The sequence below is a fragment of the Arthrobacter sp. MDT1-49-2 genome (genome assembly GCF_059090185.1).
In genome coordinates this window covers 58371-85092 of record NZ_JBNHFK010000002.1, presented here as the reverse complement: position 1 = coordinate 85092, position 26722 = coordinate 58371, and the positions used below count along the sequence as shown (strand labels likewise).

25 protein-coding genes and 1 tRNA gene are annotated in these 26722 nt (G+C 65.5%); 20 read left to right on the top strand and 6 right to left on the bottom strand.

Annotated features, from left to right (window positions below; all coding sequences use genetic code 11):
- The first annotated feature begins 6 nt into the window (after nt 1-6).
- Nucleotides 7-1041, top strand: coding sequence for a tryptophan--tRNA ligase (gene trpS / locus AC5RTS_RS02865; RefSeq protein ID WP_493990565.1), 1035 nt, complete (start codon nt 7-9; stop codon nt 1039-1041).
- A 4-nt stretch (nt 1042-1045) separates the two neighbouring features.
- Nucleotides 1046-1633 carry a 2'-5' RNA ligase family protein gene (locus AC5RTS_RS02860; RefSeq protein ID WP_493990564.1) on the top strand — a complete coding sequence of 196 codons (588 nt, stop codon included), beginning with the start codon at nt 1046-1048 and terminating at the stop codon, nt 1631-1633.
- A gap of 54 nt (nt 1634-1687) precedes the next feature.
- On the opposite strand, the gene AC5RTS_RS02855 is transcribed toward AC5RTS_RS02860, so the two are convergent.
- From AC5RTS_RS02855 to sdhC, 5 genes are all read right to left on the bottom strand, one after another.
- Nucleotides 1688-2461 carry an alpha/beta hydrolase family protein gene (locus AC5RTS_RS02855; protein ID WP_493990563.1) on the bottom strand — a complete coding sequence of 258 codons (774 nt, stop codon included), beginning with the start codon at nt 2459-2461 and terminating at the stop codon, nt 1688-1690.
- A 72-nt stretch (nt 2462-2533) separates the two neighbouring features.
- Complete coding sequence (locus AC5RTS_RS02850) at nt 2534-3310, bottom strand: succinate dehydrogenase iron-sulfur subunit (protein WP_227904175.1); 777 nt, start codon at nt 3308-3310, stop codon at nt 2534-2536.
- Nucleotides 3310-5076, bottom strand: coding sequence for a succinate dehydrogenase flavoprotein subunit (gene sdhA, locus AC5RTS_RS02845; RefSeq protein ID WP_493990562.1), 1767 nt, complete (start codon nt 5074-5076; stop codon nt 3310-3312). Before sdhA ends, AC5RTS_RS02850 begins: the two co-directional genes overlap by 1 nt.
- Nucleotides 5077-5146: 70 nt before the next feature.
- Nucleotides 5147-5629, bottom strand: coding sequence for a succinate dehydrogenase hydrophobic membrane anchor subunit (locus tag AC5RTS_RS02840; protein ID WP_227904177.1), 483 nt, complete (start codon nt 5627-5629; stop codon nt 5147-5149).
- A gap of 4 nt (nt 5630-5633) precedes the next feature.
- Nucleotides 5634-6011: a succinate dehydrogenase, cytochrome b556 subunit gene (sdhC, locus tag AC5RTS_RS02835; protein ID WP_227904178.1), complete on the bottom strand. Its 378-nt coding sequence runs from the start codon at nt 6009-6011 to the stop codon at nt 5634-5636.
- 227 nt (nt 6012-6238) lie between these two features.
- Between sdhC and AC5RTS_RS02830 the strand changes: the two genes are divergently transcribed.
- The 18 genes from AC5RTS_RS02830 (at nt 6239) to AC5RTS_RS02745 (ending at nt 25954) form a co-directional block, all read left to right on the top strand.
- Nucleotides 6239-7378, top strand: a complete 1140-nt coding sequence (locus AC5RTS_RS02830; RefSeq protein ID WP_493990561.1) for a mannose-1-phosphate guanylyltransferase — start codon at nt 6239-6241, stop codon at nt 7376-7378.
- 98 nt (nt 7379-7476) lie between these two features.
- Nucleotides 7477-8667 (top strand): amidohydrolase, encoded by a 1191-nt coding sequence (locus tag AC5RTS_RS02825; protein WP_493990560.1) that lies wholly within the window; start codon nt 7477-7479, stop codon nt 8665-8667.
- Between the two features lie 296 nt (nt 8668-8963).
- Nucleotides 8964-10058: a BMP family lipoprotein gene (locus AC5RTS_RS02820; protein ID WP_493990559.1), complete on the top strand. Its 1095-nt coding sequence runs from the start codon at nt 8964-8966 to the stop codon at nt 10056-10058.
- Between the two features lie 169 nt (nt 10059-10227).
- On the top strand, nt 10228-11787 hold the full coding sequence (locus AC5RTS_RS02815; RefSeq protein ID WP_493990558.1) for an ABC transporter ATP-binding protein: 1560 nt from the start codon (nt 10228-10230) through the stop codon (nt 11785-11787).
- Complete coding sequence (locus AC5RTS_RS02810; protein ID WP_493990557.1) at nt 11784-13133, top strand: ABC transporter permease; 1350 nt, start codon at nt 11784-11786, stop codon at nt 13131-13133. The genes AC5RTS_RS02815 and AC5RTS_RS02810 overlap by 4 nt, the downstream gene beginning before the upstream one ends.
- Nucleotides 13130-14419 carry an ABC transporter permease gene (locus AC5RTS_RS02805; RefSeq protein WP_493990556.1) on the top strand — a complete coding sequence of 430 codons (1290 nt, stop codon included), beginning with the start codon at nt 13130-13132 and terminating at the stop codon, nt 14417-14419. Before AC5RTS_RS02810 ends, AC5RTS_RS02805 begins: the two co-directional genes overlap by 4 nt.
- Before the next feature lie 91 nt (nt 14420-14510).
- Entirely contained in the window at nt 14511-14915 is a 405-nt protein-coding gene (locus tag AC5RTS_RS02800) for a cytidine deaminase (protein WP_493990555.1), read from the top strand.
- A 6-nt stretch (nt 14916-14921) separates the two neighbouring features.
- Nucleotides 14922-16211 (top strand): thymidine phosphorylase, encoded by a 1290-nt coding sequence (locus tag AC5RTS_RS02795; protein ID WP_493990554.1) that lies wholly within the window; start codon nt 14922-14924, stop codon nt 16209-16211.
- 132 nt (nt 16212-16343) lie between these two features.
- On the top strand, nt 16344-17009 hold the full coding sequence (locus tag AC5RTS_RS02790; protein ID WP_493990958.1) for a DedA family protein: 666 nt from the start codon (nt 16344-16346) through the stop codon (nt 17007-17009).
- Nucleotides 17010-17028: 19 nt separating this feature from the next.
- Nucleotides 17029-18177: an adenosine deaminase gene (locus AC5RTS_RS02785; RefSeq protein ID WP_493990553.1), complete on the top strand. Its 1149-nt coding sequence runs from the start codon at nt 17029-17031 to the stop codon at nt 18175-18177.
- Nucleotides 18170-18874: a MazG nucleotide pyrophosphohydrolase domain-containing protein gene (locus tag AC5RTS_RS02780; RefSeq protein WP_493990552.1), complete on the top strand. Its 705-nt coding sequence runs from the start codon at nt 18170-18172 to the stop codon at nt 18872-18874. The genes AC5RTS_RS02785 and AC5RTS_RS02780 overlap by 8 nt, the downstream gene beginning before the upstream one ends.
- Before the next feature lie 145 nt (nt 18875-19019).
- Nucleotides 19020-20300 (top strand): phosphopyruvate hydratase, encoded by a 1281-nt coding sequence (eno, locus tag AC5RTS_RS02775; RefSeq protein ID WP_493990551.1) that lies wholly within the window; start codon nt 19020-19022, stop codon nt 20298-20300.
- A 154-nt stretch (nt 20301-20454) separates the two neighbouring features.
- The gene (locus tag AC5RTS_RS02770; protein ID WP_493990550.1) at nt 20455-21177 is read left to right on the top strand and encodes an FtsB family cell division protein; all 723 of its coding nucleotides are present in this window, start codon (nt 20455-20457) and stop codon (nt 21175-21177) included.
- A 63-nt stretch (nt 21178-21240) separates the two neighbouring features.
- Nucleotides 21241-21924 carry a DUF501 domain-containing protein gene (locus tag AC5RTS_RS02765; RefSeq protein ID WP_493990549.1) on the top strand — a complete coding sequence of 228 codons (684 nt, stop codon included), beginning with the start codon at nt 21241-21243 and terminating at the stop codon, nt 21922-21924.
- The gene (locus AC5RTS_RS02760; protein ID WP_493990548.1) at nt 21921-22904 is read left to right on the top strand and encodes a Ppx/GppA phosphatase family protein; all 984 of its coding nucleotides are present in this window, start codon (nt 21921-21923) and stop codon (nt 22902-22904) included. Before AC5RTS_RS02765 ends, AC5RTS_RS02760 begins: the two co-directional genes overlap by 4 nt.
- Entirely contained in the window at nt 22901-24310 is a 1410-nt protein-coding gene (locus tag AC5RTS_RS02755) for a S8 family serine peptidase (protein ID WP_493990547.1), read from the top strand. The genes AC5RTS_RS02760 and AC5RTS_RS02755 overlap by 4 nt, the downstream gene beginning before the upstream one ends.
- Before the next feature lie 65 nt (nt 24311-24375).
- Nucleotides 24376-25761: an NAD(P)/FAD-dependent oxidoreductase gene (locus AC5RTS_RS02750; protein WP_493990546.1), complete on the top strand. Its 1386-nt coding sequence runs from the start codon at nt 24376-24378 to the stop codon at nt 25759-25761.
- A 119-nt stretch (nt 25762-25880) separates the two neighbouring features.
- Nucleotides 25881-25954 (top strand) — tRNA-Leu (locus AC5RTS_RS02745).
- A 101-nt stretch (nt 25955-26055) separates the two neighbouring features.
- Here AC5RTS_RS02745 and AC5RTS_RS02740 read toward each other — a convergent pair.
- Complete coding sequence (locus AC5RTS_RS02740) at nt 26056-26598, bottom strand: hypothetical protein (protein WP_493990545.1); 543 nt, start codon at nt 26596-26598, stop codon at nt 26056-26058.
- Between the last annotated feature and the right edge of the window lie 124 nt (nt 26599-26722).

Here is a 26722-nt window from a genome sequence, read left to right as displayed (position 1 = left end):
TTCTCCATGACTTCGAACTCCTCCACCGGCCGCGCGCGCATTCTCTCGGGGATGCAGCCCTCCGCCGACTCGCTGCACTTGGGCAACTACCTCGGTGCCCTGGTGAACTGGGTGCGGCTGCAGGACGAGTACGACGCTTACTTCTTCATTCCCGACCTTCACGCCATCACGGTCCCGCAGGACCCGGCGGACCTGCGCAAGCGCACCCGGGTCACCGCCGCGCAGTACATCGCCGGCGGGGTCGACGTCGAGAAGGCCACGCTCTTCGTCCAGTCCCAGGTGCCCGAGCATGCGCAGCTTGCCTGGGTGCTCAACTGCCTCACCGGGTTCGGCGAGGCCTCCCGGATGACGCAGTTCAAGGACAAGCAGCAGCGTTTCGGCAGCGATTCAGCCAGCGTCGGCCTGTTCACCTATCCCATCCTGCAGGTGGCGGACATCCTGCTCTACCAGCCGCACGGCGTGCCGGTGGGGGAGGACCAGCGCCAGCATGTGGAACTGAGCCGGGATCTGGCCAAGCGGTTCAACACCCGCTTCGGCGAGACCTTCACGGTTCCCGAAGTCTTCATCCAGAAACAGGCCGCGAAGATTTACGACCTGCAGAACCCCGGCGCCAAGATGTCCAAGTCGGCAGCATCGCCGGCAGGCCTGATCAATCTTCTCGACGAGGACAAAGTCATCGCCAAGCGGATCAAGTCCGCGGTGACCGATGACGGCAGCGAAATCCGCTTTGACCGGGATACGAAGCCGGGCATCTCGAACCTGCTGTCCATTTACTCCCTGATCAGCGGACGCAGCGTGGAGACCCTGGAAAAGGAGTACGAAGGCAAAATGTACGGACACCTCAAGGTGGACCTTGCCGAGGTAGTCACTGAACATGTCCGGCCGATCCGCGAGCGGGCCCTGCACCTGCTGGATGATCCGGCGGAGCTGGACCGGCTGCTGGCTGTCGGCGCGCTGAAGGCCCGCGAGACCGCTTCCGTCACTCTGGCGGACGTCTACGAGAAAGTCGGCTTCCTGCCCCTGGGCAGCGCCACGGTCTAGTGCCATGAGAATCTCCGAATCCCTCGACCAGGTCCAGGCTGCCGGTGCCCCCGAAGACAGCCGGGTAGCGGAGTGCGCTGCCCGCTGTGTGGGCATCGTGATTGCGGTTCCCGAACCCATGGCCAGTGAGCTTCGGGCCGCCCGGGCATCCTTCGGAGATCCGATGGCGGCAGTGATTCCCGCCCACATCACCTTGGTGACCACCACCGAGACCAGCGACTGGGACGCCACCGTGCAGCACGTGCGGGGGATTGCCGCGGCGCAGGAACCGTTCCGGGTCACCCTGCAGGGAAGCGCCTCGTTCCGTCCGGTGTCCCCGGTGGTCTACGTGAACGTGGACCGGGGCTTCGATGAGTGCATAGCGCTGCACAAGGAACTCCAGAGCGGTCCGTTGGCCCGGGATCTGGCCTTCCCCTTCCATCCGCACGTCACGGTGGCACACGATGTCAGCGAGCAGAGCATGGATGAAGCCGTCAAGCGCCTGGACGGCTACCACGCGTCCTTCACTGTGGACAGCGTGGGGCTGTATGAGCACGACGCCACCGGGCTGTGGAAGCTGCACGAGCACGTGCGGCTCGGCACCGGGGACTGAACCCGGCGCAGGCCCGCCTGAACGCCGCTGTGCGGCCTCCAGGGACCGTCCCGGTTAGGGTTCGTCCAGATCCAGGTACGTGCCCGCCCACGCTGCGATGATGGCGGCGGCCCGGGAGGTCTGGGCGCGCTCGACCATCAGATGGTCGCTGCCTTCCAGAGAGATAAAGTTCCGCGGATGCCGGGCAGTGGAGAAAATCTCGCTCGCGTTATCGATCCCCACCGTGTTGTCGGTGGGGGAATGCATCACCATCAGGGGCAGATGCAGGTCCCGGATGTCCCCGGTCAGGTCATGGCTGCGCAGATCCTCGATCAGGTGGCGGCGGATTTCCAGTTCCCCGCCGCCCAGGTCCACCCGCGCCGACCCCTGGTCTTTGATCTGATCCAGTTCGGACTCGAACAGGTGCACCACGTGGGAGGGCCGGAACGGCGCAGCGATGGTGGCCACGGCCCGCAGCCCGGAAATCTCCGATGCGGCGGCCAGAACGGCCGCTCCGCCCAGGGAATGCCCTACCAGCAGGGAGACCGGACGGCCGGATTCGGCCATATAAGCCGCTGCCCGCTGCAGATCGGCCACCTTGGTGCTGAAGCTGCCGTCCTCCCACTTGCCGGTGGAACTGCCCAGCCCTGCTGCGTCATAGCGCAGCACCCCGATCCCGTGGCCGGCCAGCGCCTTGGAAATCCGTGACACCGCAGCACTGTTCTTACCCAGGGTGAAACCATGGCTGAAAAGTGCCCACGCCCCGGTTCCGCCATCGGGAATGTCCAGGGTGCCGGCCAGGGTGGTGCCGTTGACACCGGGGAAGGAGACAGATTCAAACGTAGGCATGCGGTCAACTCTATCCAGTACGCAAAAACGCCGGCCCGCGGAAAACCGCGGACCGGCGTTTTTTGATGCAGGTTACAGCGAGCGGGCCAGGATGGCCTGCTTGACCTCGGAAATGGCCTTGGTGACCTGAATGCCGCGGGGGCATGCTTCCGAGCAGTTGAAGGTCGTCCGGCAGCGCCACACGCCTTCCTTGTCGTTCAGGATCTCCAGGCGCATGTCGCCGGCGTCGTCACGGGAGTCGAAGATGAAGCGGTGCGCGTTCACGATCGCTGCCGGGCCGAAGTACTGTCCGTCGGTCCAGAACACCGGGCAGGACGAGGTGCACGCGGCGCACAGGATGCACTTGGTGGTGTCATCAAAGCGCTCACGGTCCTCGGCGGACTGCAGGCGTTCCTTGGTGGGCTCGTGGCCCTTGGTGACCAGGAAGGGCATGATCTCGCGGTAGGACTGGAAGAAGGGTTCCATGTCCACGATCAGGTCCTTCTCCACCGGCAGGCCCTTGATCGGCTCAACGAGGATGGGCTTGGACGTATCCAGGTCCTTCAGCAGCGTCTTGCAGGCCAGGCGGTTGCGGCCGTTGATGCGCATGGCATCGGAGCCGCAGACACCGTGGGCGCAGGAGCGGCGGAATGAAACCGAACCGTCATGCTCCCACTTCACCTTGTGCAGGGCGTCCAGCACACGGTCGGTGCCGTACATGGTCAGCTTCCATTCATCCCAGTAGGCTTCGTCGGAAACCTCGGGGTTGTAACGGCGGACCTTGAGCGTGATCTCGAACGAGGGGATGTCCCCGCCCACAGATTCCGGGAGCTCGATCTTGGAGGCGGGCTCCGCGATTTCCGTTGTCATTAGTACTTCCTCACCATCGGCTCGTAGCGCGTGAAGACGACCGGCTTGGTGTCCAGGCGAATGCCGGCGGTGTGCTCGGCGTTCTCTGCTTCATCAACCTTGTACGCCATCGAGTGCTTCATGAAATTCTCGTCGTCGCGCTCGGGGAAGTCCTCGCGGAAGTGTCCGCCACGGGATTCCTCGCGGTGGAGGGCTGCCACCGTCATGACCTTCGCGAGTTCCAGCAGGAAGCCCAGTTCCACGGCTTCGAGCAGGTCCAGGTTGAAGCGCTTGCCCTTGTCCTGGACGCTGATCTTCTTGTACCGCTCTTCGAGCGAGGCAATGTCGGTCAGCACCTGGTTGAGCGTATCCGCAGTACGGAACACCTGCATGTTGGCATCCATGGTGTTCTGCAGGTCCCGGCGGATCTCAGCGACCCGTTCGGTTCCCTCGGAGTTGCGGACAACGTCCAGCAGTTCGATCGTGGCTGCTTCCGGGTTTTCCGGCAGGTCCACGAAATCGGCGGTCAGGGCGTACTCGGCGGCGTGGATGCCGGCCCGCTTGCCGAACACGTTGATGTCCAGCAGCGAGTTGGTGCCCAGCCGGTTGGAGCCGTGGACCGAAACGCAGGCAACTTCGCCGGCTGCGTAGAGGCCCGGGATCACCGTGTCATTGTCCTGCAGGACCTCGGCCTTGATGTTGGTCGGGATGCCGCCCATGGCGTAGTGGGCCGTGGGGAAGACCGGCACCGGCTCGGTGTAGGGCTCCACGCCGAGGTAGGTGCGGGCGAACTCGGTAATGTCCGGGAGCTTGGCATCAATGTGTGCCGGTTCCAGGTGCGTCAGGTCCAACAGGACGTAGTCCTTGTTCGGGCCGCAGCCGCGGCCTTCGCGGACCTCGTTGGCCATGGAGCGGGCAACAATGTCGCGCGGGGCAAGGTCCTTGATGGTGGGGGCGTAACGCTCCATGAAGCGCTCACCCTCCGAGTTGCGCAGGATCGCGCCTTCTCCGCGGGCTGCTTCGGAAAGCAGGATGCCCAGCCCGGCAAGGCCGGTCGGATGGAACTGGAAGAACTCCATGTCTTCCAGGGGGATGCCGCGGCGGAAGGCGATGCCCATGCCGTCACCGGTCAGGGTGTGGGCGTTGGAGGTGGTCTTGAAGACCTTGCCGGCGCCGCCGGAGGCGAAGATGACGGACTTGGCCTGGAAGACGTGCAGTTCACCGGTTGCCAGGTCGTAGGAGACAACGCCGGCCACCCGCTTCTGCCCGAACGTATCCTCTACCGTGAGCAGGTCAAGAACGTAGTACTCGTTGTAGAACTCCACGTTGTGCTTGACGCAGTTTTGGTAGAGGGTCTGGAGGATCATGTGGCCGGTGCGGTCCGCGGCGTAGCAGGCACGGCGAACCGGTGCCTTGCCGTGGTCGCGGGTATGGCCGCCGAAGCGGCGCTGGTCAATGCGACCCTCGGGCGTGCGGTTGAAGGGCAGGCCCATCTTCTCCAGGTCCAGCACGGCGTCAATGGCTTCCTTTGCCATGACCTCTGCTGCGTCCTGGTCCACCAGGTAGTCACCGCCCTTGACGGTGTCGAAGGTGTGCCATTCCCAGTTGTCTTCTTCGACATTGGCCAGTGCTGCACACATACCGCCCTGCGCCGCACCCGTGTGGGACCGGGTGGGGTACAGCTTGGTCAGTACCGCCGTCCGTGCGCGCTGACCGGATTCAATGGCGGCACGCATACCGGCGCCGCCGGCGCCGACAATGACGACGTCGTACTTATGGACCTGCATACCAGATGCTCTTTCTGTTGAAACTACTAAAAACTCAGGGACTTACCGCACCGTGGGTGCCGTGCAGCTGCTACAAGGAGCTGCAGAAATCAGGGATCAGGTCAGCCGGAGCGTTTGCGGGGCAGGGATCGAAGGTGAAGATCACGAGGGTGCCGAGCAGGATGATCACAGCGGTTGCGACGTAAAGAACCGTCTTGAGCCACATACGGGTGGCCTTCTTGTCCGCGTAGTCGTTGATGATGGTGCGTACGCCGTTGCCGCCGTGCAGCATGGCCAGCCACAGCATGACCAGGTCCCAGACCTGCCATACGGGGTTGGCCCACTTACCGGCAACAAAGCCGAAATCCACGGCGTGGATGCCGTCGCCGACAACCAGGTTCACAAACAGGTGGGTGAAGATCAGGACGACCAGGATCACGCCGGATACGCGCATGAACAGCCAGGCGAGCATTTCAAAGTTGCCGCGGCCTGATCCGTTGCGCGTGTACTTGGGAGCAATGCGTCCGGAGCGGGGTGCTTCGAGGGCGTGCGCTTCGTTGGTTGATGTAGTCATTGCGTTAACCCCCGAAAACGTTCGGAATGTGGCGAATTGAGAAGCCGATGAGCGTCACTGCCCACAGGCCAACGACGGCCCAGAGCATCTGTCGCTGGTACTTCGGCCCCTTCTTCCAGAAATCGATCAGGACCACGCGCAAGCCGTTGAAGGCATGGAACACGATGGCTGCGACGAGGCCAAGCTCGCCGAGCCCCATTATCGGGTTCTTGTAGGCTCCGATCACCACGTTGTAGGCCTCGGGCGATACTCGCACCAATGAGGTATCCAGAACGTGGACCAAAAGGAAGAAGAAGATCACCACGCCAGTGATGCGGTGGGCAACCCACGACCATTGGCCCTCACGGCCACGGTAGAGAGTGCCTGCTGGTAACTTCGACACTGAATTTTCCTCCCTGCATCGCAGCGGCGTTAGCGCGTCTTCCACGCAGTGATGACGCCGGTGCGACAGCGCTATAAGCTCTACCATAATCTAGGTGTGCGTGACGGCGGTTTCAATTTAGGTCCGCCTATGGTGTGACCCTGCTTACATTGATTTGACGCCGGAAAGAGTGTAGAAAACTCCGGCTTCCCCGAACCCCGGCCCTGCCTCGGCTAATCTTGGCTGTGATGAGTACTGAAAAGGCAAACCCCGCACCTTCGTCCGCCGTTCTCGACCGTTTCTACGGCGTGATCCCGGCCGGCGGCGTCGGCACACGGCTCTGGCCGCTGTCGCGGGCGGCCGCACCGAAGTTCCTTCATGACCTCACCGGCTCCGGTTCCACCCTGATCCGGGCCACCTATGACCGCCTGGCACCGTTGAGCGGAGACCGGGTCATGGTGGTCACCGGCGCGGTGCACCGGCAGGCGGTACGGCAGCAGCTGCCCGAAATCTCCAACAAGAACCTGGTGCTGGAGCTTGAGCCCAAGGACTCCGCCGCGGCCATCGGCCTCGCTGCGGCCATCCTCTATAAGCGCGACCCGCAGATCATCATGGGTTCCTTTGCGGCCGATCAGGTGATCGCCCCGGTTGAAGTGTTCCAGGAGGCCGTCCGCGAGGCAGTGCATACCGCGGCGCAGGGCTTCATTGTTACCATCGGCATCCAGCCGACGCATCCCTCCACCGGTTTCGGCTATATCCGTGCGGGGGAGCAGCTGAACGTCGCGGGCGCCCCCAGTGCGCATTCCGTGGTCGAGTTTGTCGAAAAGCCTTCGGCCGACGTGGCGCAGACCTACCTCGCCAGCGGCAGCTACAGCTGGAATGCCGGCATGTTTGTGGCCCCCGTGGACCTGATGCTGAAGCATCTGGAAGCCAACGAGCCGGTGCTCTACGCGGGTCTGATGGAAATCGCCGATGCCTGGGACACGACCCGCCGCCGGGAGGTTGTACGGCGGATTTGGCCCACCCTGCCGAAAACGGCCATCGACTATGCGGTGGCCGAGCCCGCCGCGGCTGCGGGCGACGTCGCCATGATTCCGGGTGCCTTCAGCTGGGATGATGTGGGGGACTTCGCCGCAATCGGCCGGCTGAACCCGGCCGAGGAGAACAGTGACCTCACCGTCATGGGTGACGGGGCCCGGGTGTATTCGGAAAATGCCAGCGGGATAGTCGTCTCCGACACCAAGCGGGTGATCGCCCTGATCGGCATCGAGGACGTGGTGATTGTTGATACACCCGACGCCCTGCTGGTCACCACCAAGGAACATGCCCAGGAAGTCAAGAAAGCCGTTGAGCATCTGAAGGCCAGCGGAGACACCGACGTCCTGTAGGCGGGGAACGCACGTGTCATAAGTGGTCGCATCCGGGGGTGCATATTCCCGTTTTCCAAGCTGAATTGGCTAACCTAGAGGTTGTGCAAACTATCCCGTTGAGCAATTCACCTGTCCCCTCGATTCGGGGAAGTGTGGCTCCGTTGCTGGGCGGGTTGATTGACTTCCGGCGGGACCTCCATGCCCACCCCGAGCTGTCAACCAAGGAGTACCGGACCACCGATCGGATCGTCGAAGCACTCGAGGCAGCCGGCCTCGCACCCAAGCGTCTGCAGAACACCGGCGTGGTGGTGGACATCGGAGACGGCCCCCTCCGGCTGGCGCTGAGAGCGGATATTGATGCCCTTCCGGTCCTGGAGGAAACCGGCCTGCCCTATGCCTCGGAGCACACCGGCATAGCCCACGCCTGCGGACATGACATCCACACAACGGTAATGCTCGGCGTTGCCCAGGTGCTGGCGAAGTTCGACGCCGCCGGTGAACTCGGCGGGCGCGTCCGGGTGATCTTCCAGCCCGCTGAGGAAGTGATGCCCGGCGGCGCCCTGTCTGTCATTGAACAGGGAGCCCTCGACGGCGTTCCGCGCATCCTTGCCCTGCACTGCGATCCGCGGGTGGACGTTGGCCAGATCGGCACCCGCATCGGCGCCATTACCTCGGCGTCGGACACCATCCGGATTGAACTCAGCGGACGGGGAGGGCACACCTCGCGGCCGCACCTGACCGAAGACCTGGTTTTCGCCCTGGCCGAGATTGCCGTCAGCGTCCCCGCCGTGCTGTCCCGGCGGATCGATGTACGCAGCGGTGTCTCCGTGGTCTGGGGACAGATGCATGCGGGATCGGCACCCAACGCGATCCCCGGCCACGGCTTCATGGCCGGGACCATGCGCTGCCTGGACGCCGAGGCCTGGTACGCCGCCGGTGAGCTCCTGGACAAGGTGGTCCGGGAAGTTGCCGCCCCGTTCGGTGTCGAGGTGGCCCTGGAACATACCCGCGGCGTGCCGCCGGTGATCAATGCCGACGCCGAAATCAGCCTCATTGAGGCCTGTGCCCGCGCGGAACTGGGGGAAGACGCCGTCGTCCTGGCCCCGCAGTCCATGGGCGGCGAGGACTTCGCCTGGATGACCCAGGCTGTTCCGGGTGCCCTGATGCGGCTGGGTACGCGCTCTCCCGGCGGAGAGACCTTCGACCTGCACCGCGGGGACTACAACCCCGATGAGCGGGCCATCAGCTGCGGCGTGAGCGTGATGGCGGCTGCTGCCCTGCGTGCAGCCCGCGGGCTTCGGCACTAGGGGGCATGTCTTTCGCGGCGCGGAGCTGCCAAGGGGCCGTTCCGGCGCGCGCACGGAGATTAGCAGTATGCCCCGGGCCGTCCCGTGTCATTTGATAACAACATGTAAACAATTGTTCCCACGGGGCCTAAATGTGACTGGTGTCGCTTCGGAGACACTATGGTTGTCTTGCTGCGGTCCAACGACGGACGGAGCGCCGCATCACACCGGGTACCGGTGCGTTCCTCCCGGCAGGACCAGGGAGAGGCGCCGGATACCCTCATAGGGCGAACGCCATTTTCTTTCCTGGAGGAACATTGAAGAATTTCCCGCGCAGCTTCAAGCGCAATGCCGGCGTCTCCGCCGCCATGCTCGGCGTCTCGGCACTCCTGCTCTCCGGTTGCGGCGCTGCACCGGAAGAGGAGAACGAGGGCAGCTCCGAGGCTGCTGCAAGCAGTGACTTCACCGGCTGCATTGTCTCCGACGCCGGTGGCTGGGATGACCGCTCGTTCAACCAGTCCACCTACGAAGGCCTCATGGCTGCCAAGGATGCACTGGGCATTGAAACCCGTGAAGTCGAGTCCAAGGATGCATCCGACTACACCAACAACGTGAACAGCACGGTGGATGCAGGCTGCGACCTGACCGTCACCGTCGGCTTCCTGCTCTCCGATGCCACCAAGGACGCGGCAGAAGCGAACCCGGACACCAACTTCGCCATCGTTGATGACAACGCCATTGAGCTCGACAACGTTAAGCCGATCATCTACGACACGGCCCAGGCTGCGTTCCTGGCCGGCTATGTTGCCGCAGGCACCACCCAGACCGGCACCGTGGCCACCTACGGCGGCATGAACATCCCCACCGTGACCATCTTCATGGAGGGCTTCGCCGACGGCATCGAGTACTACAACGAAGAGAACGGCACCGATGTAAAGCTCCTCGGCAGCGACTCCTTCGTTGACAGCTTCGACAACCGTGCCGCCGGCAAGACCCTGACGCAGAACTTCATCAACGAAGGCGCCGACATCATCATGCCCGTCGCCGGTCCGGTGGGCCTGGGCACCATGGAAGCCGTGGTTGAAGCCAACGACGGCGGCAAGGACGTCAAGGCCGTATGGGTTGACTCCGACGGCTACGAGACCGCCGGCATCGGCCAGGAATACATCCTGACCTCGGTCATGAAGCTCATGGGCGACGCCGTTGAGGACATCGTTACCGAATCCGCCGAGGGCAACTTCAGCTCCGAGGCCTACGTCGGTACGCTCGAAAACGGCGGCGTCGACCTGGCTCCGTTCCACGACCAGGACGGCAACGTCCCGGATGAGGTCAAGACCGCTATCGAAGACCTCAAGGAAAAAATCATTTCCGGTGAGATCAAGGTCGAATCCAAGTCCAGCCCCCAGCAGTAACGGGCACCGGACTGCCTGCAGGCAAACTACCGCCATGTCCCGCAGCCACGCTGCGGGGCATGGCGGTTTGTCTGTGCACACCAGGTTTTCCCTCCACACCGCAGCGTGCTCCGGCGCGTAGCGGCTTTTCCACCCACACAGCACTTTCGAACAGATTGGTTGGGGTTTTGTGAAACTCGAACTCAAGGGCATCACTAAGCGATTCGGTTCGCTGGTTGCCAACGACCACATCGACCTCGTGGTCGAACCCGGGCAGGTCCACAGCCTGCTGGGTGAAAACGGCGCCGGCAAATCGACGCTGATGAACGTCCTCTACGGACTGTATGAACCTACCGAGGGGCAGATCCTCCTCGACGGCAAACCGGTGACCTTCAACGGCCCGTCCGACGCCATGGCTGCCGGAATCGGCATGGTGCACCAGCACTTCATGCTGGTGCCCGTGTTTACCGTGGCAGAGAACGTCGCGCTGGGTAACGAGTCCACCCGCCTCGCAGGCGCGCTGAACCTGCAGACCACCCGCGCACGCATCCGCGAAATCTCCGACAAGTACGGGTTCGACGTTGATCCCGACGCAGTGGTCGAAGACCTTCCCGTCGGCGTGCAGCAGCGCGTGGAGATCATCAAGGCACTGATCCGGGACGCCGAGGTGCTGATCCTTGATGAACCGACCGCCGTCCTGACGCCCCGCGAAACGGACGAGCTGCTCGCCATCATGCGCCAGCTCACCAGCGACGGCAAAGGCGTGGTCTTCATTTCGCACAAGCTGCGCGAGGTCAAGGCGGTGTCCGATGTCATCACCGTGATCCGCCGCGGCAAGGTCATGGGCCAGGCGGAGCCCTCCGCCAGCACAACCGAGCTGGCCGCACTGATGGTGGGACGCTCCGTGAGCCTGACCCTCGGCAGGGAAGCGGCAACGCCGGGCGAGGAAACCTTCCGCGTGGAGAATCTCTCCGTGCTGTCCGGGAGCGGACAGGCCGTGGTGAACGGCCTCAGTTTCGGCATTGCCAAGGGCGAAATCCTGGCGGTGGCCGGGGTCCAGGGCAACGGCCAGACCGAACTCACCGAAGCGATCATGGGCCTTCAGGAACACGTCGCCGGGTCCATCAAGCTCGACGGCCGGGAACTGGTAGGCATGAAGACCAGCCGGATCATCGACGCCGGAGTCGGATTCGTCCCCGAGGACCGTTCCGTGGACGGCCTGGTGGGAACGTTCTCGGTGGCCGAAAACCTGGTCCTGAACCAGTACAACGAGGCGCCGTTCGCCAGCGGGCCGTCCATGAAGCCTTCGGTAGTCGCCGCCAACGCGGACAGGAAGATTGCCGAGTTCGACATCCGGACCCAGTCCGCCGCCGCCCTGGCCGGCACGCTTTCGGGCGGCAACCAGCAGAAGGTGGTCATGGCACGGGAGCTGTCCCGTCCGCTGTCACTGTTCATCGCGAGCCAGCCCACCCGCGGCGTCGACGTCGGCTCCATCGAGTTCCTGCATCGGCGGATCATCGCCGAACGCGATGCGGGCACGCCGGTGATGATCGTGTCCACGGAACTGGACGAAGTGCTGGAACTGGGTGACCGCATCGCCGTGCTGTATGGCGGACGCCTCATGGGCATTGTGCCCGGAGGAACCTCGCGGAACGTACTGGGCCTGATGATGGCCGGCATGACGGCCGAAGAAGCACTGGCCCGCGAAGCTGCGTCAGAAGAAAACAATACCGAGGGAGGGGCCCTGTGAGCCCGGAAAAGTCCACCGAAGGTGGGCACAACGCAGACCGCGAAACGTCGGAAGCTGAAGAGCTCCGGCTGGAAGCCGCGGCCGAAACCGCGGGCGGGCAGCTGCCGCCGCCCGCCGCTGCCGTAGGAACCACCATCAAAGCCGGTCCCGATGCGGCACCGGGCGTGCTCGAACGCATCGTGACCGGCAGCGGCCTGGTGTCCGTGCTGGCAGTCCTGATGGCGCTCGTGGTCGGCGGGGTGCTGATTGCCCTGACCGACGAGGACACCACCGCCGCGGCCGGCTATCTCTTCAACCGGCCCGGAGACTTCTTCGCCGCCGCATGGGACGCCGCCGCGGGCGCATACTATTCGCTCTTCCAGGGCTCGATTGTCAATTTCGAGGCAGCGAGCTTCACCCGCGCCATCTACCCCCTGACCCAGACACTAACCACTGCCACACCGCTGATCTGCGCCGGCCTCGGCGTCGCGCTGGCGTTCCGCGCCGGCCTGTTCAACATCGGCGCCCAGGGCCAGATCATCATCGGAGCCGCACTGGCCGGATGGGTCGGGTTCACCTGGCAGCTGCCCATGGCACTGCACCTGCTGCTCGTGATCATTGCCGGCCTGCTCGGCGGAGCCATCTGGGGCGGCATTGCCGGCCTGCTGAAGGCCCGTACCGGTGCGCACGAAGTGATCGTGACCATCATGCTCAACTACGTCGCCATCCAGCTGGTGGCCTACCTGCTCACCACCCCGGGCTTCCAGCGCGAGGGATCGAACAACCCCATCAGCCCGCAGCTGAACGAAAGCGCCATGTTCCCCAAACTCCTGGGGGACAGCTTCCGGTTGCACTGGGGCTTCGTACTGGCCATCGCCGCCACCGTCTTCGTCTGGTGGCTGCTGAACCGCTCCACGGTCGGCTTTGAGCTCCGCGCCGTCGGTGCCAACCCCGACGCCGCCCGTAACGCAGGCATCAGCACCACCAAGGGCTACGTGGTGGTCATGCTGATCGCCGGTGCACTCTCCGGCCTGGCCGGCGTTTCGCAGGTCTCCGGCACCGAACGCGTGCTGACCGCAGACGTCGCCGCGAGCTTCGGCTTCGATGCCATCACCGTGGCACTGCTGGGACGTTCGACGCCGTGGGGGACCTTCGCGGCAGGCCTGCTGTTCGGCGCCTTCCGTGCCGGCGGCGTGGCCATGCAGACCAACACCGGGACCAGCATTGACATTGTCCTGGTGGTCCAGTCCCTGATCGTCCTGTTCATTGCAGCCCCGCCCCTGGTGCGTTCCCTGTTCAGGATCCCGCCACCCGGAGCCTTCCGCACCAACCGCAAGAGCGCCGAAGCCGCCGGAGGAGCAGCATGAGCACCGCAACCACCACAGCCCCCGCGCCGTCCCCGGCGCCGGAAACAGTAGTGCGAAGCTGGAAAACCCCCATCCTGCTGGGCGTGCTGGCCTTGCTCGGACTGGTTTTCTTCGCGTTCCTTTCCCCGGACACCGAGGTCACTTTCCGCCTCACCGACCCGGAAGCGGCCATCACGCTGCCGGACCTGGTCTTCTCAGCCCGGGCCTTCGGCTGGGCCGGCGCCATCGCGCTGGTGCTGCTGGCCGCGTGGTCCTTTGTCCTGGTCCGTTCGGGCCGTCGGCTGCCCCTGTGGCTGCCGATCATTTTCGGCGTCGTCTTCGTATCGGGCTTCCTTGCCTGGTCCGTGGGCAGCACCGGCAACCCCAATGTTGCCCTGTACGGCCTGCTGGCCGGCAGCGTGACGCTGGCCGTACCGCTGGTCTTCGGTTCGCTTTCGGGCGTGCTCTGTGAACGCTCCGGCGTGGTCAACATTGCCATCGAGGGCCAGCTGCTCTTCGGCGCCTTTGCCGCCGCCGTGGCCGGTTCCCTCTCGGGCAATGCGTTCATCGGCCTGCTCGCGGCAGCCATCGCCGGTGTGCTCGTTTCCCTGGTCCTGGCGGTGTTCAGCATCAAGTACATCGTCAACCAGGTGATTGTGGGCGTGGTGCTCAACGTGCTGGTTTCCGGACTCACCGGATTCCTGTTCTCCACCGTCCTGAGCAACAACGCCGCGGAGCTGAACACCGCGCCTCGGCTGCCGAACATCCGGATCCCGCTGCTGGCGGACATCCCGATCATCGGGCCGATCCTCTTTGACCAGTCACTGATCGGCTACCTGATGTACTTCGCGGTGGCGGCTGTCTACTTCGGGCTGTACCGCACCCGCTGGGGACTGCGCACCCGTGCCGTGGGTGAACACCCGAAGGCGGCGGACACCCTGGGCGTCAACGTGAACCGGACCCGCTTCACCAACGTGCTGCTGGCCGGCGCGGTGGCAGGCATCGGCGGTTCGTTCTTCACCCTGGTCTCCGTCTCCAGCTTCGGCCAGGACATGACCGGCGGTCAGGGCTACATTGCCCTGGCAGCGCTCATCCTGGGCCGCTGGAACCCGCTGGGCGCCGCAGCAGCAGCCCTGCTCTTCGGCTTCGCCACCAACCTGCAGTACGTCCTGGGCCTGCTGGGAACTCCGGTCCCCAGCCAGTTCCTGTCCATGCTGCCGTACGTGGTGACCATCTTCGCCGTCGCAGGCGTGGTGGGCCGCTCCCGCGGACCGGCAGCCAGCGGCGTGCCGTACATCAAGGGATAACCGCAGCGGGACCGGCGGCCGGAACACCGGCCGCCGGTCCCGCCGTCGTTTCCGGCCCATACCGGGCCGGGGCGCAACCGGAAGGAAAGACATGACCGCTCAGACCCCCCAAGCGGACTGGGACGTGCTCCTGGAGCATGCCCGTGCAGCCCTCGCCCACGCCTACGTTCCGTACTCGAAGTACCCGGTGGGTGCCGCCGCACTGACCGATGACGGCCGAATTGTTTCCGGCTGCAACATAGAAAACGCCTCCTACGGGCTGACGCTCTGCGCCGAATGCTCCATGATCAGCCAGCTGCACATGACCGGCGGCGGACGCCTGGTGGCGTTCACCTGCGTGGACGGCTCCGGCGCGGTGCTGATGCCGTGCGGCCGCTGCCGGCAGCTGCTTTATGAATTCCGTGCTCCCGGGATGGAACTGATGACCGTCAGCGGCATCCGCAGCATGGACGAGGTCCTGCCTGACGCTTTTGGACCGCAACACCTGGAAGGGTAAATACGCATGAACAGTACAGACTTCGATGCCGTAGACATCATCCGCACCAAGCGGGACAAGGGCGTCCTCTCCGCCGCGCAAATCGACTGGACCATTGACGCCTATACCCGGGGCACCATCGCCGACGAGCAGATGGCCGCGCTGAACATGGCGATCCTGCTCAACGGCATGAACCGCGAGGAAATCTTCCGTTGGACCGCGGCCATGATTGCCTCCGGTGAGCGCATGGACTTCGCCTCGCTGGGCAAGCCCACCGCGGACAAGCACTCCACCGGCGGTGTGGGGGACAAGATCACCCTCCCGCTCGCCCCGCTGGTGGCAGTGTTCGGCGTGGCCGTTCCGCAGCTGTCCGGCCGCGGGCTGGGCCACACCGGCGGCACCCTGGACAAACTGGAAGCCATCCCCGGATGGCAGGCGTCACTGAGCAACAGCGCGCTGATGAACCAACTGCGCGACGTGGGTGCCGTGATCTGCGCTGCCGGTGCAGGCCTGGCCCCGGCCGACAAAAAGCTCTACGCACTGCGCGACGTGACCGGCACGGTGGAAGCCATTCCGCTGATCGCCTCCTCCATCATGAGCAAAAAGATCGCCGAGGGTACCGACTCCCTGGTGCTGGACGTCAAGGTGGGCTCCGGTGCGTTTATGAAGGACGAGGCCATGGCGCGGGAACTCGCCGAAACCATGGTCGCCCTGGGCAAGGACGCCGGTGTCAACACCGTTGCCCTGCTGACGGACATGTCCACCCCGCTGGGCCTCACGGCCGGCAACGCCATCGAGGTACAGGAATCGGTGGACGTGCTGGCCGGCGGCGGACCCGAAGACGTGGTGGAACTGACCGTCCGCCTCGCCGAGGAAATGCTCACCGCGGCCGGAGTGCGCGACGCCGATCCCGCGGCAGCGCTGAAGGACGGCCGGGCCATGGACGTCTGGCGCCGGATGATCTCCGCGCAGGGCGGGGACCCGGATGCGGCACTGCCCGTGGCCAGGGAATCCGAGACCATCTACGCGCCGGCCGACGGCGTGCTGGTGGAACTGGATGCCCTCTCCGTGGGGGTCGCCGCCTGGCGCCTCGGCGCAGGACGGGCCCGCAAGGAAGACGCCGTCCAGGCCGGAGCCGGCGTCGTGATGCACGCCAAGCCCGGTGCCACGGTCCGGGCCGGCGAGCCGCTCATGACGCTGCTGACCGATACCCCGGAGAAATTCGACCGTGCCCGTGAAGCGCTGGCGGACGCCGTCGTTATTGCGCCCGAGGGCTCACGCCCGGCAAACCGGCTGATTATCGACCGGATCAGCTAGCAGTTTCAGGCCGGCCCGTACCGAGGTGCCCGTGGCAGAACGCCACGGGCACCTCTGCGTTCGTGGCATGCTTGTAGAGGATCAAGAGCCCAACCCAAGGAGCGGCAACTGTTGGACTTTCTCAGTGGAACAGTGGACGGCATCAACAGTTTCATCCTCTCCACCGCGGGCTCCCCGTGGGTATACATCGGTCTGTTCCTGTGCTGTCTGATTGACGGTTTCTTTCCGCCGGTACCGAGCGAGTCCCTCGTGGTTGCGCTGGCCTCCCTCTCCATGAGCGGCGCAGGGGTGAACATCTGGCTGATTATTCCGGCGGCCGCCCTGGGCGCGTTCCTGGGCGACAACCTCGCCTATCTGATGGGACGCGGGATCGGCATGGACCGGTTCGGCTGGATGAGGCGCCCCAAGACGCGCCGGTCCTTTGCCTGGGCGCGGCACGAGCTGGAGAAACGCTCGGTGTCCCTGATCCTCGTGGCCCGGTTCATTCCCGTCGGACGGGTGGTGGTGAACCTTACCGCGGGTGCCACCGGGTTTCCGCGCCGGCGCTTTGTCTTCCTGACCGCCATCTCCGGTGCCGTCTGGGCGGCATACAGTGTGGCCATTGGTGCCATAGCGGGTTCCTGGTTTACCGAACACCACCTGCTCGGTGTGGTGGTCGGCGTCAGCGGCGCACTGGTCCTGGGCCTGGTCATCGACCGCATCATCACCATGGTCCGCGGTACCGCTCCGGGAGCACCGCGTCCGGCGGAGGACACAGAGCCGGCCGAAGATGACGAAAGCACACGGAAGATCGCCTGAGACACCGTAGAGTTGCCGTGTGACTGAGCCTACAGATTCCTCCGTAAACCCTTCCCGACTCGACGTACGCAGCCTGCCGAAGGTCTCCCTCCATGACCACCTGGACGGCGGCCTGCGCCCGGCAACGATCATCGAACTGGCAGCAGACGCCGGCCACCAGCTTCCCGCCACCGATCCGGTGGCCCTGGGGGAGTGGTTCCGCGAGTCGGCGGATTCCGGGTCGCTGCCGCGCTACCTCGAAACCTTCGACCACACCATCGCCGTGATGCAGACGCGCGAGGGACTGACCCGCGTTGCCCGCGAATTCGTGGAAGACCTCGTGGCCGACGGCGTGGTGTACGCCGAGATCCGCTGGGCACCGGAGCAGCACCTGCGCGGCGGACTGAGCCTGGACGAGGCCGTTGAAGCAGTCCAGGCCGGACTGGAGGAAGGGGTCATCAACGCCGAGGCGGCAGGCAGCTTCATCCAGGTAGGCCAGCTCATCTCGGCGATGCGGCACGCGGACCGCGGCATGGAAATCGCCGAACTGGCAGTGCGGCACCGGGATTCGGGCGCCGTGGGCTTCGACATTGCCGGTGCCGAAGACGGCTTCCCGGCCTCGCGCTTCGACGAGGCCTTCACCTACCTGGCCGAGAACCAGTTCCCGGCCACGGTCCACGCCGGCGAGGCCGCGGGCCTCGACAGCATCGTCGATGCGCTGGTGCACGGCAGGGCCCTGCGGCTGGGCCACGGCGTGCGGATCGCCGAAGACATCACGGTTGAGTTCGAAGCCGACGACGCCGCGGCCCCGGACGAGCCCGAAGTGGGCATGGTGAGCATCGGCCGGGTTGCCGGCTGGGTGCGGGACCGAGGCATTGCCCTGGAAGTCTGCCCGTCCTCGAACCTGCAGACCGGCGCCGTTGCCTCCTTCGGGGAGGACATCGAGACCCACCCCATTGACCTGCTGTACCAGACCGGCTTCGCCGTGACGGTGAACACCGACAACCGGCTGATGAGCCACGTCAGCCTCACCGGCGAGTTCGAGCTGCTGATGGACACCTTCGACTACGACCTCGATGACCTGCTGGAGCTCACCATGAACGCCGTGAACGCCGCGTTCCTTCCGCTGGATGAACGTGCTGCGCTCTCCGCCTTTGTGACCGAGGGATTCAACCGCGCCCGTGGCTGAGACAGACCTTCCCGATGACCTGGGCGAGCGGTTCACCCGCCTCGCCCGGGTCATCGGCACCCTGCGTGAACGGTGCCCCTGGACCGCTGCGCTGACCCATGAATCCCTGCTGGAATACCTGGTGGAGGAAAGCTACGAGGTCATCGAGGCCATCGAAGGCGGCACCGCCGGTGCGGAACGCGCTGCCGAACTGCGCGGGGAACTCGGCGACCTGCTCCTGCAGGTGCTGCTTCACGCCCGCCTGCAGCAGGAGACCGGCAGTTTTTCCGTGGCCGATGTTGTGGATTCGCTCACGGCCAAAATGATCCGCCGCAATCCGCACGTTTTCGCCCCCGACGGGTCGCTCCGGGAGGACTCCGGGTCTGCGGATATTGCCGCCATCGAAGCCGCCTGGGACCAGGCGAAAAAGACCGAAACTCCGGACCGGACGTCCGCCTTTGAAGGTATCCCCGCGTCCATGCCGGCCTTGCTGCTGGCCGCCAAAACACTGGGCCGCGCCCGCAGGGCAGACCTTCCGCTGCCGCCCGTCCCGGCATCCCCGATGAACCAGGATGCCCCGTTTGCGGGGGAGGCGGAACTGGGGGATGCGCTGCTGGACATGGTCCGCCGCGCCTCGGAACAGGGGTACGACGCCGAGTCGGCGCTGCGTGCCGCCGTCCGCCGGTACACGGACCGCAGCCAAGGCGCCGCAGACTGATCAGCGGCCGCTGAGCGCACGTATTCGGCGTCCGGACCTTACCCGCGGCCCCGATTCTATTAGGCTAAGAGGCAGACACCGTGGCCTGCCGCATAGGCAGGACGTTAGTTCTTCCACCATCGTTCCAACGAACAGGAGCAATTCAATGGCCATCATCGATGCCATCCATGCCCGCGAGATCCTCGACTCCCGCGGAAACCCGACCGTTGAGGTGGAGGTGCTGCTCGACGACGACACCTTCGGCCGGGCCGCAGTTCCCTCCGGTGCTTCCACCGGCGCCTTCGAAGCCAACGAACGCCGCGACGGAGAGAAGAACCGCTACCAGGGCAAGGGCGTGCTGCAGGCCGTCGAAGCCGTGATCGAGCAGATCCAGCCGGCACTGCTGGGCTTTGACGCCGCTGACCAGCGCGCCATCGACCAGGCCATGATTGATCTGGACGGCACCGAGAACAAGTCCGGCCTGGGCGCCAACGCCATTCTCGGCGTCTCCCTGGCCGTGGCCCGTGCCGCTGCCGAGTCCGCAGCCCTGCCGCTGTACCGCTACCTCGGCGGCCCCAACGCGCACATCCTGCCCGTGCCGCTGATGAACATCCTCAACGGCGGTTCGCACGCTGACTCCGACGTGGACATCCAGGAATTCATGATCGTACCCCTGGGTGCCCAGACCTACTCCGAAGGCCTGCGCTGGGGCGTGGAGGTCTACCACAACCTCAAGTCCGTGCTGAAGGAAAAGAACCTCTCCACCGGCCTCGGCGATGAAGGCGGCTTCGCACCGAACCTGCCTTCCAACCGTGCTGCCCTGGACCTCATTGTCGAAGCCATCGAGCGTGCCGGCTACGTTCCGGGCAACGACATTGCCCTGGCTCTGGATGTTGCCTCCTCCGAGTTCTACAAGGACGGTGCCTACGTCTTCGAGGGACAGAACCGCACCGCCGAGGAAATGTCCGCCTACTACGAGGAACTGGTCCGCGACTACCCGCTGGTTTCCATCGAAGATCCGCTGGACGAAGAGGACTGGGACGGCTGGCAGGCACTGACCGCCCGCCTGGGCGACAAGGTCCAGCTGGTGGGTGACGATCTGTTCGTCACCAACCCGTCCCGCCTGGAGACCGGCATCAAGAACAACGCCGCGAACTCCCTGCTGGTCAAGGTCAACCAGATCGGCACCCTGACCGAGACCCTGGACGCGATCACCATGGCCCAGCGTGCCGGCTACACCACCATCACCTCGCACCGCTCCGGCGAGACCGAAGACACCACGATCGCCGATATCTGCGTTGCCACCAACGCCGGCCAGATCAAGACCGGTGCCCCGGCCCGTTCCGAGCGCGTCGCGAAGTACAACCAGCTCCTGCGCATCGAAGAAGAGCTCGACGACGCCGCACGCTACGCCGGGCGCAGCGCTTTCCCGCGCTTCAACGCCTAGCACGCCGTGCCTCCGCAACGCCTGCGGTCAACCCCGCAGGCGTTGCGGAACCGGCTGTAGCACCGTGGGTGGGTAACCTCATTGGAGGAGACCCGCCCACACTGGTTTCCGGTCCGTGACGACTTACCACTGATCAACGCAAAGAAGGACCTGCATGCCAACCCGACGTCCCAAGGTGCCCCGGCCTGCTGCCGCCAAATCCGCCGGGACCAAGCCCGGCGCCGCCAAGCCAGGCGCCGCCAAATCCGGTGCAACCAAGTCCAGCGGCAGCGCCTCCAGCGTCACCAAGCCAGCCGGGACGAAGGCCGCCAAACCGGTGGAGCGCCAGGGGCGTCCCAGGAATGCCGGAGGCGCGGCGGCAGCCTCCGATGCGCGCGCTGCCATCCGTTCCCAGCTGTCTGGGGACATCCGCCGGCAGGACGGGCCGGAGCCGGACCGGACGCAGAAGCGGGCTGCAACAGGGGCAGGCGAGGCGCCCGGGAGCGAGCTGCGGCCCGTGCCGGCCAAGGCGTTCTCCGGCAGGCTGCTGGTGCTGGCCATGGTGATGGTGGCCATTACCGTGCTGCTGGCTCCCTCGGTGCGCACCTACCTGCAGCAGCGTTCGGATATTGCCGCTGCCAAGGCGGAAATTGAACAGGCGCAGGAAGTGCAGGCTGACCTGGAGGTCCAGCTGGGCCGGTGGGAGGATCCGGCCTATATCAAGCAGCAGGCCAGGGACCGCATTTTCCTGGTGATGCCCGGTGAAACACGGTATTTGGTCAAGGGCGAAAACGGAGTGGAGGAAGCGGACCGCAAGGCCGCCGAAGAAGCCCCCGAGGACCTGCAATGGGTCGATTCGCTCTGGGACTCGGTCAAGAGATCCGCCACGGCACAGTAATCTGGAGGCTGATAGTACAAGCAGCCCGGGGCCGTCCAGGCCCCCACGGAAGGAACCACCTGCATGACCCAGGACCAGCTCACCCCCACCCAGGAAGACCTGGAAACGCTGAGCCGGCAGCTCGGCCGGCCGGTGCGCGACGTCGTCGAAATCGGCGCCCGCTGTGTCTGCGGCAACCCGCTGGTGGCCACCACCGCCCCCCGGCTGAGCAACGGCATCCCGTTCCCCACCACCTACTACCTGACGCACCCGGTCATCACCGCCGCTGTTTCGCGGCTTGAAGCTGCCGGCCTGATGACGGAGATGACCCGTCGGCTGGAAGAGGACCCGGAGCTGGCGGAGCGTTACCGCCTGGCCCACGAGAGCTACCTGCAGGTCCGGAACGAAATAGGTGAGCGGACCGGCACCGGTCCGGTTCCGGAGATCGACGGCGTGTCGGCCGGCGGGATGCCCACCCGGGTCAAGTGCCTGCACGTACTGGTCGGCCATTCGCTGGCTGCCGGTCCGGGCGTCAATCCGCTGGGTGATGAAGCCCTGGCCGCCATCACCGAATGGTGGACCCGGGACCGCTGCTACTGCGAGGGCGCCTGGGACACCACCGCTCCGGCTCCTGACCGGGACCTGAGCCGGCATACGAAAACCCAGGGCCTGAGTCCTGAGGAACTGGAAGACAAAAAGGCCGCACGCCGCGGCGGCGAGGCCCAGGCCGATGCCGCCGACGCAGCATCAACCAAGGGGGAACTGTGACAGCTCAGGACCGGGAGAACGGTACCGCAGTGCGCGTTGCGGCTGTGGACTGCGGCACGAATTCCATCAGGCTCCTTATCGCAGACGTGACCCGGGACGCGCAGGGCAGCGCCCGGCTCACCGATGTGGTCCGCCTGATGCGCGTGAACCGGCTGGGGCAGGGCGTTGACGCCACGGGCCGCCTGGCTCCCGAGGCCCTGGAACGGACCTTTGCCGCGGCAGATGAGTACGCGGCACTGATCCGCGAACACGGGGCAGCCCGGATCCGGTTTGTGGCGACCTCCGCCAGCCGTGATGCCGAGAACCGGCAAGAGTTCATTGACGGCATCCGCGACCGCCTCGGCGTCGAGCCGGAGGTCATCAGCGGCGACGAGGAAGCCGCGCTCTCCTTCGCCGGAGCCGCCAGCGTCTTCACCGAAACCAACGGTGCGAAAACCCTGGTGGTAGACCTCGGCGGTGGCAGCACGGAATTCGTCCTGGGCGACTCCACCGGTGTGCTCGCGGCCAAAAGCACCGACATGGGCTGCGTGCGTTTCACGGAACGCCATCTGCGCTCCGATCCGCCCACCGAAGCGGAGATCACGGTGGCACGGGCGGACATCCTGGATATGATCGCGCAGGCCCTGGCCTCCGTGCCGCTGGCCGATGCCGACCGTCTGGTGGGCGTGGCCGGAACCATCACCACTGTCACAGCCGCCGCGCTTCACCTGCCCGAGTACTCTGCGGAGGCCATCCACGGCACCGAGCTGACCCGGGAGCAGATTGACCAGGCAGCCGATGACCTGCTCCGGCAGGACCGGGCCGCGCGCGCAGCCCTGCCCTACATGCACCCCGGACGGGTGGACGTCATCGGTGCCGGCGCCCTGATTTGGCGCACCATCGTTGACCGGGTCGATGAGCTGACCGACGGACGGGTCACGTCCGCCGTAACCAGCGAACACGACATTCTTGACGGCATTGCCCTGAGCGCTGCCGGATGAGTACCATCAACGCCGCCCCGAAAGCCCTTGGACCGGCGGCTCGCCTGCGACTGGCCGCCGCTGCCCTTTGCGCCGCGGTGGCGCTTCCCCTCCTGGCTCCTGCGCCGGCGCACGCCGACGAATGGCGGGACAAGCAGTACTGGCTGGCCGACTACGGCATTACCGAGGCATGGAAGACCAGCAAGGGTGCGGGGGTGAAGGTTGCCGTCATCGACACCGGTGTTGATGCCACCCATCCCGACCTTGCGGGTGCCGTGAGCGGCGGCGTCGACGTCTCCGGAGCCGGTGACCCGAAGGGCACCAAGGGACTGGGCAGTACCCCCGAGCACGGCACGCTGGTGGCGACGCTGCTCGCCGGCCGCGGCCACGAAAAACCCGATGACGACGCCAAGGATGACGGCAAGGACGGGGAGAAGAAAGAGGACAAAAAGGACGGCGCCGCGGACCGGCCCGACGGAATCATCGGGGTAGCCCCCGAAGCGGAAATCCTCGCCGTGTCCGCCTGGATCGGCGGCACCAACCCCGGCGGCATCCCGATCGATACTCAGATCCCCAACGCCGTCCGCTGGGCAGTGGACAGCGGAGCCAAAGTCATCAACATGTCCCTGGGCAGCACCTCCACCGCCTGGCCGGAAAGCTGGGACGATGCCTTCCTGTATGCCGAACAAAACGACGTGGTGATTGTGGCTGCGGCGGGCAACCGGGGGGTCGGCATGGTGCAGGTGGGCGCCCCCGCCACCATTCCAGGCGTGCTCACTGTTGCCGGCCTGAACCGCGACGGTGAAGCCAGCTACGATTCCTCCTCCGAGGGCATCAGCATCGGAGTGGCAGCCCCGTCCGAAGACCTGATCGGCGGACTGCCGGAGGGCACCTCGCGGTACGCGCGCTGGGAAGGCACCTCCGGGGCGGCACCGCTGGTTGCCGGCGTCGCTGCACTGATCCGTTCGGCACATCCGGAGCTGAGCGCTGCCGACGTCGTCAACCGGATCGTCAGCACGGCCCGCGACGCCGGGGCACCGGGAACGGACACCATCTACGGTTACGGCATCCTCGACGCCAACGCCGCGGTGAATGCGGATGTCGCTTCTGTGACCACCAACCCCCTGGGCACCATCGAGGAGTGGATCCGAGTACACCGGCGGGTCGCCGAGGCGCCCGGCGCCGCGGATATTCCGGCGCCCACGGTCCCGGACCTGCCAGAGCCCACGGTGCCCGCGGCCGCTGAACCGGTAGTGGAGAGCGATAACCTGCCCGCCACCGTGGTGCTGGGCTTCGGCGCCCTGCTGATTCTGGTGCTGGGGGCAGGAAGCGTCCATGTAGCCCGGGTCCGGAAGCGGGAGGCGGCGGAAGCACCGGCGGGAAGCAGCCCGGAAACCGGGCAGCTGGACGAGGCGCGGGTCCGCTGACACGCCGGAACAGGTGCGCCCGATAGCTCGTGAAGACTTTCACAAACTCGGGTAGCATGAAGGGTATGGCATCGAACAAACAGTTTTCTGATCGTCCCCGCGTTCTGGTGGTCGGCGGTGGTTACGTCGGTCTGTATGTAGCCAAGGACCTCCAGAAGAAGGTCAAGGCACAGGGCGGCATCGTTACGGTAGTGGACCCGCTGCCGTACATGACGTACCAGCCGTTCCTTCCCGAGGTGGCCGCAGGCACCATTGAGGCCCGCGACGCCGTTGTATCCCACCGCATGCACTTGAAGAACACCGAGCTGATCACCGGCAAGGTCACTTCCATCAACCATGCAGCCCGCACCGCCACCGTTGAACCGGGCGACGGCAGCGAGCCGTTTGAGCTGCCCTACCAGGATGTTGTCCTGGCCGCCGGCTCGATCACCCGCACCTTCCCGATCCCGGGCCTCGCCGAGGCCGGCATCGGCATGAAGAGCATCGAAGAAGCCGTGGCCACCCGCAACCACGTCCTCGAGCGCATTGAAACCGCATCCCTGATGCCCGCAGGCGCTGAGCGCGAGCGGGCGCTGACGTTCGTCGTCGTCGGCGGCGGTTTTGCCGGCATCGAAACCCTGACCGAGCTTGAGGACATGGCCCGCGACGCGGTTCGCCTCAATGACCGGGTCCGCCAGGAAGATCTCCGTTTTGTGCTGATCGAGGCCATGGGCCGGGTCATGCCGGAGGTCAAGCCGGACCAGGCCGAGTGGGTGGTTTCCAGCATGCGTGCGCGCAGCATCGAGGTGCTGCTGAACACCTCGCTGGCCTCCGCCGAAGGCGGCCTGCTGAAGCTGATCAACATGGCTGATAAGTCCCCGGCCGGAGAATTCGGCACCGATACGCTCATCTGGACCGCCGGTGTGCAGGCCAACCCCATGGTTCGCGGCACCGACTTCCCCATCGACGAGCGCGGCCGCGTCCGCGCCAACCCCGAGCTGCGGATCACCGGCGACGACGGCCCCATCGACGGCGCCTGGGCTGCCGGCGACGTTTCCGCTGTTCCGGATCTCTCCGGCGGCGGCGTCGGCGGCTTCTGCGTCCCGAACGCGCAGCACGCCGTCCGCCAGGCCAAGCTGCTGGCCAAGAACATCATGGCCGCACGCTACGGCGTCGGCAACGTCGAGGAATACAACCACAAGAGCCTCGGCGCCGTTGCCGGCCTGGGCCAGTACAAGGGCGTTGCCAACATCATGGGCTTCGGCATGAAGGGCTTCCCGGCCTGGCTGGCCCACCGCGGCTACCACGGCCTGGCCATGCCGATGTTCGAACGCAAGTTCCGCGTGGTTTCCGGCTGGCTGCTGAATGTCGCCTACGGCCGCGACCTCACGGACATCCGCAACCTGAAGCACCCGCGCCGCGGCTTCGAGGAAGCCGCAACGCCGGCTAAGAAGCCGGCGGCGAAGGCCTAGGTTGACGGTTTTTCCTTAGCGAAAACACAAGAACGGCGGCTTCTCCTGCGGGAGGGCCGCCGTTGTTGTGTTTCCTGCCGTCCCGGGCTTTCCAGTAGGCTTGGGAAGGCATACGCCGCGCCCCAGTAGCCCAATTGGCAGAGGCAACCGACTTAAAATCGGTGTGTTGTCGGTTCGAGTCCGACCTGGGGTACTTCCCATCCGTGCAGGCATTTCGCTGCACCGTATCCGGGCGAAATGTCCAGGGATTCCATCCGCTGTCCGGAACTGCCGGCAGCACCGGCGCCCGCTCGGCTAGCCGCGCGTGCGGCGGTTGCGGTGCCTGAGCAGCAGCGTTCCCGCGAGCAGGCCCAGAATCACCACGGCCGCTATGGCCGGCAGGGCCAGCGAGGTACGTTCCGTTTCCGCCGCCTCAGGTGACGGCGTGGGCGTTGAGCTTTTCGTGGCGCTGGGCGACGGCGTCGCCGCAGGGGCCGGGGCCACATCCGGTCCGCCGGCCGGTGCAGGGGCCGGAGCGGGCGCGGTGGTCGGTGCCGGCGCAGCAGTGGTCGGAACCGGTGCGGGTGCGGCGGACGGTTCCGCCGGGACGGGAACTGCCGGAACGGCCTCGTGGTATTCGCCGGTTTCGGGGTTGTAATAGCTTTCGCCCGGGTTGTAGGACGGCGCTGCGTTGTCGGGACTGTACTGGGTGGGAGCGCAGACCTCGGCCCCGTTCACCACCGCCGGGGCCAGGCCGGGTCCGCAATCAAGCGCGTGCGCCTGGCCTGCCGGACCAAGCAGCAGCAGGGCTGCCAGCGGAAGCGCGGATACGGCGGTGGCCAGGTGTGGAACGTGCATTTTTCCCCCAAGAGAACGTAATACGGCCATCATATAGTCCCGCGCCGTACAAACGGACAAGGGTGGATAAGCCGTAATGTGACGAGCGTTACAAGGCTGTAACCCCAAACTCTTATATTCGTCA